Source organism: Bradyrhizobium sp. (assembly GCF_035701725.1).
Lineage (GTDB): Bacteria > Pseudomonadota > Alphaproteobacteria > Rhizobiales > Xanthobacteraceae > Bradyrhizobium.
Map to the genome: position 1 here is coordinate 1 of NZ_DASSRP010000434.1, position 9,716 is coordinate 9,716.

Below are 9,716 nucleotides of genomic sequence, written 5' to 3' on the forward strand. Positions count from 1 at the left end.
GGTTGTTCCTGCGCAACCACGATGAGCTGACGCTCGAGATGGTCACCGATGACGAACGCGACTACATGTACTCGGAGTACGCACGCGAGCAGCGCATGCGCGTCAACGTGGGCATTCGTCGCCGTCTGGCGCCGCTACTTGACAACAGTCGTCGCCGCCAGGAGTTGCTGCACAGTCTGCTGTTCAGCATGCCAGGCACGCCGATCCTCTACTACGGCGACGAGATCGGCATGGGCGACAACATCTATCTCGGCGACCGCAACGGCGTTCGCACGCCCATGCAATGGTCGCCGGACCGTAATGGCGGCTTTTCGCGTGCCGATCCGGCCCGCCTGTATGCGCCGGCGATCATGGATCCGGTCTATGGTTACGAGTCCGTCAATGTCGAGGCGCAGTCGCGCAGTCTGTCGTCGCTGTTGAGCGCCACCAAGCGGCTGATCGCGGTGCGAAAGTCGACGCTTGCTTTCGGCCGCGGCAGCATCACCTTCATTCGCCCCGCCAACCGCGCGGTGCTGGCTTACGTGCGCCAGCTCGGCGACGAGGCCATTCTCTGCGTGGCCAACCTGTCGCGCTCGGCGCAGGCGACCGAGCTCGATCTTTCGGCGTTCAAGGAACGTATCCCGCTGGAGATGCTCGGGCGCACGCATTTTCCGGCGATCGGCGAACTTCCCTACATGATCACGCTGGCGCCTTACGGCTTCTACTGGTTCCAGCTCCAGGAGCGTGACAAGTCGGAGCCGGCGGCACCCTCGATCGTCCCCGAATTCGAAACGCTGGTGGTTCCGGTCGGTGCGACCTGGGTATCGCTGGCGCGCACCCGCACCGTGTTCGAATGCGACGTGCTGCCCGGACACCTCGCCCGCTCGCGCTGGTTTCCGGTCCATAACCCATCCGCCATCCATCCCACGCTGACCTCGGCGATTCCGTTCTGCGATATCGGCGACAACCGGCCATGGCTGGCGTTCTTCCAGCTCGCCGAGGACGAGACCAGAACGCGCTACGTGCTGCCGATGCAGATCGAATGGGTGCGCTTCGATCGCGAACGCTACAATCCGAACGCGCTGGCGGCGGTGCGCCAGGGCGCGCGCGAGGGCACATTGCTCGATGTCGCGGCCAGTCCGATTTTCGTCGGGTTGCTGTTGCGTAATCTCAGCCACCGGCTGACCGTCGAGGAAGGCGGGCTGAAGCTGGAGTTCACGCCGACAAGCCGGTTCATCCACAAGCAGGTGAGAGTTCCCGAACGCATCGCGGCCCTCGATGGCGCGCCGTTCTCCAGTTCGCTGACCGCCGATTCCGAGTACAGCGTAAAGCTCCTCCGCAAACTCGAAAGCGGTGTCAACCCGGAGATCGAGATCGGTCGGTTCCTCACCGAAGTGGCGGAATTTCCCAACACGCCGCCGATGCTCGGCTGCGCCGAATTGATCGAAGGCGAGGCAAGAAGCGCGATCGCCATCGTGCATGTTCAAATCGGTAATCAGGGCGACGCCTGGACGGTGACGGCGGCCTATCTGGATCGCCTGCTCGAGGCGCAGCGCTTGCTTGCCGCCCACGGCCCGCCGCGCCAGAGTGAAGAGCAGATCGCCTATATGCGCCACCTGTCGCAGATCGGACGGCGCACCGCCGAGCTGCATTTGGCTCTGGCGACCGCGGACGGATTGCCCGATCTGGCGCCCGCGCCGATCGCTCCGCAGGACACCGCGCGATGGATCGTGAGGATCATCGAGAGCGCCGAGCGCGTCTGCCAGGCCCTCAAACAGCGCCGCAATTCGCTTGCCGAGACCGACCGGGCCTTGGCCGATGAGCTGCTGACGCGGCAAGCCAATTTGCGGGACCATCTCGATGGCCTGCTGCCGCCAAATACCCGCGGCTTGACCTTGCGGCTGCATGGCGACTTCCATCTCGGCCGGGTGCTGATCGTCAAGGACGATGTTTTCCTGACCGGATTCGAAGGCGATGTCCGCCAGCCGATCGAAGAGCGTCGCCGCAAGGCGCCGGCCGCGCGCGACGTCGCAAGCCTGATCTGGTCGATCGAAGGTGCAAGCCAGGCTGCGCGCGAGCGGGCTCTTCACCTTGCCCCGGACGAGCACGGCCGGCTCGGCGCGGCGCTCGCCGATTGGGTCGAGCGCGCCACCGCGGCCTTTGTCGGCGCCTATCGCGAATTGATGAGCGATTCCGCGATCTGGCCCACCGACGCCGGCGCCGCGCGGCGCATGGTGGATTTCTTCCTGCTCGAAAAGGCTTTCGACGTGCTCGAAACCGATCTACTACAGCGGACGGACGCCGCACCGGCCACCCTTTCCAGGATATTGCGGATCTTGTCACAGCCTGCCCGCGAGGCCGCATGACCAAGCTTTCTGCCGAAGCCTATGCGATCCTGGAAGGCCGTCACTCCGATCCATTCCAATATCTCGGCCCGCACAGCGAAGACGGCAAGATCGTGGTGCGCGCCTTCCTGCCCGAAGCGCAAAAAGTCGACGCCGTCGCCCCGCACGGCGAGGCAACCGCGCTCACGCGCATTCATGACGACGGCCTGTTCGCCGGCGTCCTGCCCAACGGTTCGACCGCCTACCAGTTGCGCGCGCGCTTTGGTGAGAGAGTGGTCGAACTCGATGATCCCTACCGCTTTCCGCCCGTCCTGACCGACTACGACCTCTATCTGCTCGGCGAAGGCACCCATCAGCGGCTCTATGAAAAGCTCGGCGCCCACCCGATGGAGATGGAGGGCGTGGCGGGGGTCGCATTCGTCGTGCTTGCGCCGAATGCGCAGTATGTCAGCGTGGTCGGCGACTTCAATTTCTGGAATCCCAAGCGCCATCCAATGCGTGTGCGCGGCCTTGGCTATTGGGAGCTGTTCATCCCTCACGCCACGCAAGGCGATCGGTACAAGTTCAACATTCTCAGCCGGCAGGGCGAGCATCTGCCGCTGAAGTCCGATCCTTTGGCCTTTGCCGCCGAAATCCGCCCGAGCACAGCCTCGGTCATCTTCGACGAAGAGAAGCTGCCGCGTCCCCGCCCGGCCTCCGCCGACGTCAATTCATTGAACGGGCCGGTGTCGATCTACGAAGTTCATCTCGGCTCATGGCGTCGCAAGGGTCATAACGAATGGCTGACCTATCGCGAAATGGCCGAGCAGTTGCCGTCCTATGCCCACGACATGGGCTTCACCCATATCGAATTTCTGCCCGTCAGCGAACATCCTTTCGACGGCTCGTGGGGCTATCAGCCGACCGGGCTGTTTGCGCCCACGAGTCGCTTTGGCGGGCCTGAGGATTTCGCCGCGCTCGTTGGCGCCTGCCACCGCGAAGGACTCGGCGTATGGCTCGACTGGGTGCCCGGTCATTTCCCCGACGATCCACACGGGCTCGGCCGCTTCGACGGCACCGCGCTCTACGAGCACGCCAACCCGCTTCAAGGCCGGCACCTCGACTGGGGCACGCTGATCTATAATTACGGACGCACCGAGATCGTCAATTTTCTGGTTTCGAATGCGCTGTTCTGGCTCGACCGCTACGGCATCGACGGCCTGCGCGTGGATGCCGTCGCCTCGATGCTCTATCTGGATTACAGCCGCCCCGCCGGCGAATGGGTACCCAACCGGTTCGGTGGACGGGAAAATCTCGATGCCATTGCCTTCCTGCGCCGCTTCAACACCGAAGTATTCGGTCAATTCCCGCATGCCACGACCGCGGCGGAAGAGTCTACCGCCTGGCCGCAAGTGTCACGCCCGGTGGAATTTGGCGGGCTCGGTTTCGGCTACAAGTGGAATATGGGCTGGATGCACGACACGTTGAAATATATCGGCAAAGACCCGATCCATCGCCAGTTCCACCATGGCGACATCCTGTTCGGCCTGCACTACGCATTTTCTGAGAATTTCATCCTGCCGCTGTCGCATGACGAAGTGGTCCACGGCAAATGCTCCATTCTCGGGAGGATGCCGGGCGACGACTGGCAGCGCTTTGCAAACTTGCGCGCTTATTACGGCTTTATGTTCGGCCATCCCGGCAAGAAGCTCTTGTTCATGGGCTGCGAATTTGCCCAATCGAACGAATGGAATCACGACCATTCGCTCGACTGGCACCTGCTTCAATTCGCGCCCCATGCCGGCGTCCAGTCGCTGGTGCGCGACCTGAACTGGCTCTATCGCGACACGCCGGCTTTGCATGAACTGGATTGCGATCCCTCCGGCTTCGAATGGCTGGTGGCCGACGATGCGCATGGCAACGTGTTCGCCTGGCTGCGCAAAGGGCGCGACGAGCAGGCGCAATGTCTCGTCGTGAGCAATTTTTCGCCGAATGTGTACCACAACTACATCGTTCATGTACCGATCGCGGGCACGTGGCGCGAAGTTCTCAATACCGATTCATCGCACTATGGCGGTGGCAATATCGGGAATGTCGGTGAAGTGAAAACGCTTGAGGGTATGGGGCCGGAATTGCGGCTCACGATTCCGCCGCTCGCCACCATCTTTCTCGTACCGGGTAACTGATTATGCGACTGGCAGCCGGCTCGCCCTCGCGCCTCGGCGCAAGCTGGGACGGAAGGGGGACCAACTTCGCGCTGTTTTCTGCCAACGCACAAAAGGTCGAGCTCTGCCTTTTCGACAGCCAGGGCCGGCGCGAGATCGAGCGCATCGAGCTGCCGGAGCGCACCGAGGACGTCTGGCATGGCTACCTGAACGACGTCTCCCCGGGTCAGCTCTATGGCTATCGCGTTCATGGTCCCTATGCGCCGGAACATGGTCACCGTTTCAATCCCAACAAGCTGCTGCTCGATCCCTATGCGCGGCGGCTCGCCGGGCGTCTGGTCTGGAGCGATGCGCATTTCGGCTACCGCACCGGCAGCGCGCGCGAGGATCTCTCGTTCGACCGGCGCGACAACGCGCGTGGCATGCCGAAGGCGGTCGTGGTCGATGAGGCCTTCAACTGGGGCCGGCGTGAAATCAGGCCCAGCATCCCCTGGGAAGACACCATCATCTACGAGGCCCACGTCAAGGGATTGACGCAAACGCGCAACGAGGTACCGCCCAATCTGCGCGGCACCTATGGCGGGCTGTCCTCGCCCGCGATGATCGACCATCTCAAGCGGCTCGGCGTCACCACAATCGAGTTGCTGCCGATTCACGGCCTGGTCGATGACCGCATCCTGGTCGAAAAGAAGCTGTCGAACTATTGGGGCTACAATACGCTGGCGTTCTTTGCGCCCGAAGCCCGCTATGCGCAGGACAACGCGCTCGACAGCTTTCGCACCGCGGTCGCACGGCTGCACGATGCCGGCATCGAGGTCATGCTCGACGTGGTCTACAACCACACCGCCGAAGGCAACCACCTCGGCCCGACGCTGTCGTTCCGCGGCATCGACAATGCTTCCTACTACTGGCTGAAGCCGGAGAACCCGCGCTACTACGACGATTTCACCGGCTGCGGCAATTCGGTAAACCTGTCCCATCCGCGCGTGCTGCAGATGGTGATGGATTCGCTGCGCTACTGGGTTGAAGTCTGCCACGTCGACGGTTTCCGTTTCGATCTTGCCACCACGCTCGGCCGTGGTCCCAACGGCTTCGATCGCAACTCCGCCTTCTTCACTGCCATCCGCCAGGACCCGGTGCTTGCCTCGGTCAAGCTGGTCGCCGAACCCTGGGACCTCGGCATGGGCGGCTACCAGGTCGGCGGCTTTCCCTCGCAGTGGTCGGAATGGAATGACCGCTATCGCAGTGCCATGCGTCGCTATTGGAGTGGCGAAGGCAGCCTGATCGGCGAGATCTCGAGCCGCATGACCGGCTCGTCAGATCTCTTCAAGCATGACGGGCGGGTGCAGCGCGCCAGCATCAACCACATCACCGTGCATGACGGTTTCACGCTCAACGATCTCTTCAGCTACAACAGCAAGCACAATGAAGCGAACGGCGAAGACAACCGCGACGGCTCCAACGACAATCACAGCAACAATTGCGGCCATGAAGGTTCGACCGACGATCCGGCCATCAATGCGCTTCGCAACCAATTGCGCAGAAACCAGCTCGCTTGCCTGCTGCTCGCGCAAGGCGTGCCGCTGATCCTGGCTGGCGACGAGGTCAGCAACACCCAGAATGGCAACAACAACGCTTATTGTCAGGACAACGAAATCGGCTGGATCGGTTGGGAGGGACTGGGGCGCGAGGGCACTGATCTGGTCGATTTCGTCGGATATCTCACCGCAATCCGCAGCCGGTTTCCGCAGATTCGCAGCCATCGCTGGCTCGAAGGGCGGCGCCCCGACGGATCTTATGGTGTGCTGTGGCTGACGCCGGCCGCCGAGGACATGAAGGAGCAGGACTGGAATTTTCCCGAGGGCCGGTTTCTTGCCTATGTGCTTGGCCCGAACGAACCGGGCCATCCGCCGCTCTTCATCGTGCTCAATGCCGCGCCGGAAGAGATCAAGTTCACGCTGCCTAAACTGCCGGAATACAAGAGCTGGCAGCAACTATTGAACACCGCCGACGTTAAGCAGGGGGCGGTGGACCACCCTTCAGGCAGCGAGACCACCGCGCCGGCACGCTCGGTTCTGGTCTTTTCAGGTTCGGCATGAATGAACGGCAATTTGGCGCAAGGCTGACTTCTGACGGCACCACATTCCGCTTGTGGGCGCCGGCCGCAAAACGCGTCGATCTGCTGCTGGACCAGCATCGCCATGCCCTCGCCTCGGCCGCGAACGGCTGGTTCGAAATCGTCATGCCCGGCGCCAAGGCGGGGGCGTGCTACAAATTTCGCATCGACGACGAGATCGACGTGCCAGACCCGGCCTCCGCGTTTCAGCCCGAGGATGTGTTCGGGCCGAGCGAGGTGATTGATCACGCCAGTTATGAATGGCGCGCGCGCGATTGGCGCGGGCGGCCCTGGCATGAGACCGTGCTCCTTGAAGCACATGTCGGCGCTTTTACAAACGAAGGCAGCTATCGCGCCATGATCGAGAGGCTCGATCATCTCGTCGACACTGGCGTCACCGCGCTGGAGTTGCTGCCGCTCGCCGACTTCGCCGGCCGCCGCAACTGGGGCTATGACGGCGTGCTGTGGTATGCGCCCGACAGCGCCTATGGCCGGCCCGAAGACTTGAAGTGCCTCATCGATGAAGCGCATCTACGCGGACTGATGGTGTTTATCGACGTCGTCTATAACCACTTTGGCCCCGAGGGAAACTATCTCGGTCGTTACGCGCCGGCCTTCTTTACCGATGCGCAAACCCCCTGGGGCAGCGCCATCGACTATCGCCTGCCGCAAGTGCGCGCTTTTGCGATCGAGAATGCGCTTTACTGGCTCAGTGAGTATCGCTTCGATGGGTTACGGCTCGATGCCGTGCATGCGATCGAAGAGCAGGGTGAAATTCCGATGCTCCACGATCTCAGCCGCGCGGTCGGCGCGCTGGCGGCGGAAACCGGCCGCCACATCCATCTCGTGCTCGAAAACGACGATAACTGCGCCGGCCTGCTCGATCCCGCGCCAAGCGCGCCGCACGGCAAGTTTCACGCACAATGGAACGACGATTATCATCACGCCTGGCACGTATGGCTCACCGGCGAGAAGCAGGGTTATTATCGCGACTACCAGCGCTCTCCGCTTGGCGATATCGCCCGCTGCCTCGGCTCCGGCTTCGCCTATCAGGGCGAGGCTTCCGAACATCGCGGCGGCAAGCCGCGCGGCGAGGACAGCCGTGCGCTTGCGCCGACGGCCTTTGTCAATTTCCTGCAAAACCACGATCAGATCGGCAATCGTCCGTTCGGTGACCGCCTTGAAAGCTTGGCAAACCGCGAAGCGCTCGAAGCCGCGCTCGCGATCACCCTGCTCGCGCCCTCCATTCCGATGCTGTTCATGGGCGAGGAATGGGGATCGAAAACTCCCTTCCCGTTCTTCTGCGATTTCACGGGCGGCCTTGCCGATGCCGTCCGCAAGGGCCGCCGCGACGAATATGCGTGGGCCTATGAGCGCTTCGGCAGCGAGGTCCCCGATCCCCTGAGCGAAGCCACCTTTCGCGCCGCCGTCCTGGATTGGGATAACGTCGACGGCGGCGGCCGTGAGCGGCTGGCGCTGGTGCGCGAGCTGCTCTCGATCCGGCGGCGCCATGTCACCCCGCGCCTTCCGGGCGCACGCTTCGGCCAGGCGCGAGCCGCCGACAACGGCCTGCTCACGGCGAGCTGGCAGCTTGGCGACGAAAGCCGGCTGTCGCTCGCCGCCAATCTGTCCGGGCGCGCCATCATTGCGCAGTCGGCTGAAATGCCCGGCACGCTGATCTGGGGAGAAGACGGCGGCGCGCTCAAGTCATGGTCCGTGCTCTGGCGTCTGGAAGCGCGCTGATGCCATCGGCCATACCCATCGCAACCTATCGGCTGCAACTCACCGAAACATTCGATTTCGACGCGGCCGCCGCCATCGTGCCTTATCTCAAGGCGCTCGGCATCAGTCATGTCTATGCTTCGCCCTTTACCAAGGCCCGCAAAGGGTCGACCCATGGCTACGACGTCGTCAATCACACGCTGATCAATCCCGAACTCGGTGGTGACGAGGGCTTTGAGCGCCTGAGCGAGACGCTGAAAGAGCACGACCTTGGACTGATCCTCGATTTCGTGCCGAACCATGTCGGCGTCCACTATGCCGACAATCCGTGGTGGCTCGACGTGCTGGAATGGGGCGAAGCTTCGCCGCACGCGGTGTCTTTCGACATCGACTGGGAGCTTCTGCCCTATCGCGCGCGCGGCGGCGTATTGCTGCCGATCCTCGGCGCCTCCTATGGCAAGGCGCTGGAAGGCGGCGAAATCGAACTGCGCTACGACGCCACTGAAGGCAGCTTCTCGGCGTGGTACTTCGAGCACCGCCTGCCGATCGCTCCTGAACGTTACGGCGAAATCCTGCACATGATCGTCAAGGAGGCCGGCGCCGAGGGGAGCCTCGCCGCAAAGGCTGTTCTCGACCTCGCCTCGCGCTACCGGGGCCTGCGCCATCCCAACCGCAACGAAGCCCCCACCTTCAAGGCGCAACTGAAAAATATCGAAGGCGCGCAAGAGATCATCGAGCGCGGCCTTGCCGCCTACCGCGCCGGGCCGGACCGTTCCGCACAGACGCTGGCACTCCATCATCTGCTCGAACGCCAGCATTACAAGCTCGGACACTGGCGGCTGGCCTCCAGCGACATCAACTACCGCCGCTTCTTCGACGTCAATTCGCTCGCCGGTCTGCGCGTGGAAGACGCCGCGACCTTTTCCGTCGCCCACCGCCTGGTTCGGCGCTTGATCCAGGAGAAAAAGCTGCACGGCTTGCGGCTCGATCATATCGATGGCCTGCGCGATCCCGCGCAGTATTTCCGGCGCTTGAGCCGGCTGATCCGTCAGGCCGGCGGCAAGGTCGGTCAATCGTTCTATGTCGTGGTCGAAAAGATTCTCGGCGAGCATGAGGATTTGCGCCCCCTGGCCGGCGTCGACGGCACAACCGGTTATGAGACGCTGAACACGATCACGCGCGTGCTGCTGAACGAAAAAGGGCTCGAAGCCCTTGGCGAGACCTGGCGGCAGATCAGCAATTTGCCACCGGCGCTCACGCCGGTTTTGAAAGCGGCCAAGCGGCGCGTGCTCGAAACGCTGCTCACGAGCGAATTTACCGTTCTGGCACGCCTGCTCGGCCGCATTGCCGCCGGCCACTATTCGACCCGCGACTTCTCCGCCGACAGCTTGCGTCAGGCGTTCGAACTTT

5 protein-coding genes are annotated in these 9,716 nt (G+C 62.8%); all 5 read left to right on the forward strand.

All coding sequences use genetic code 11. The features are described 5' to 3' along the window. On the forward strand, positions 1-2,345 hold a 2,345-nt coding region (locus VFL62_RS26665), incomplete at its 5' end, for a putative maltokinase (RefSeq protein WP_325175389.1). Continuing rightward, positions 2,342-4,489, forward strand: a complete 2,148-nt coding sequence (gene glgB / locus VFL62_RS26670; protein ID WP_325175390.1) for a 1,4-alpha-glucan branching protein GlgB — start codon at positions 2,342-2,344, stop codon at positions 4,487-4,489. The genes VFL62_RS26665 and glgB, both read left to right, overlap by 4 nt. Before the next feature lie 2 nt (positions 4,490-4,491). Then, a complete protein-coding gene (gene glgX, locus VFL62_RS26675) occupies positions 4,492-6,567 on the forward strand; it encodes a glycogen debranching protein GlgX (RefSeq protein WP_325175391.1) in 2,076 nt (691 codons plus the stop codon). After that, positions 6,564-8,327 (forward strand): malto-oligosyltrehalose trehalohydrolase, encoded by a 1,764-nt coding sequence (gene treZ, locus VFL62_RS26680; protein ID WP_325175392.1) that lies wholly within the window; start codon positions 6,564-6,566, stop codon positions 8,325-8,327. Before glgX ends, treZ begins: the two co-directional genes overlap by 4 nt. After that, positions 8,327-9,716: malto-oligosyltrehalose synthase (gene treY / locus VFL62_RS26685; RefSeq protein ID WP_325175393.1), on the forward strand; the 1,390-nt coding region annotated here is incomplete at its 3' end. The genes treZ and treY, both read left to right, overlap by 1 nt.

What these genes read in the sequence shown, in the direction of transcription:
- glgB (WP_325175390.1), top strand. Translation starts at nt 2,342, where the DNA reads ATGACCAAGCTTTCTGCCGAAGCCTATGCGATCCTGGAAGGCCGTCAC.
- glgX (WP_325175391.1), top strand. Translation starts at nt 4,492, where the DNA reads ATGCGACTGGCAGCCGGCTCGCCCTCGCGCCTCGGCGCAAGCTGGGAC.
- treZ (WP_325175392.1), top strand. Translation starts at nt 6,564, where the DNA reads ATGAATGAACGGCAATTTGGCGCAAGGCTGACTTCTGACGGCACCACA.